Raw genomic sequence first — 258 nt, 5'->3', positions numbered from 1 at the left:
AGCTATGAAGAAATTAGTGAAAAGCTAGGTGTTCCGCTTAGTACCGTTCGAACACGCATCTCTAGAGGAAAATCGAAGCTAAGAGATTCCATAACGAGAACAGGAAAAGGGGGTGACTTTTATCTATGACATGCTTGGATAAAGTCATGCTGGACGCTTTTTTGGAAGACCGGCTCTCTTTCGAGGAGAAGCAAGAGATACAGCATCATTTGATGACATGCAGCTCGTGCTTAAACAGGTTTGAACAATACATGGATG

Annotated in this window: 2 protein-coding genes; both read left to right on the top strand. The window is 42.6% G+C overall.

Going from position 1 to position 258, the window contains the following annotated elements; genetic code table 11:
• Positions 1-12: 12 nt before the first annotated feature.
• The gene (locus SB775_RS31180; protein ID WP_410865146.1) at positions 13-129 is read left to right on the top strand and encodes a hypothetical protein; all 117 of its coding nucleotides are present in this window, start codon (positions 13-15) and stop codon (positions 127-129) included.
• Positions 126-258 (top strand): anti-sigma factor family protein (locus SB775_RS31175; protein WP_410865145.1); only part of this gene is annotated, 133 nt, incomplete at its 3' end. The genes SB775_RS31180 and SB775_RS31175, both read left to right, overlap by 4 nt.

This window comes from Peribacillus sp. SIMBA_075 (assembly GCF_046534585.1).
The sequence above is the reverse complement of the archived record's forward strand: the minus strand, read 5'-3'. Positions and strand labels throughout refer to the sequence as shown.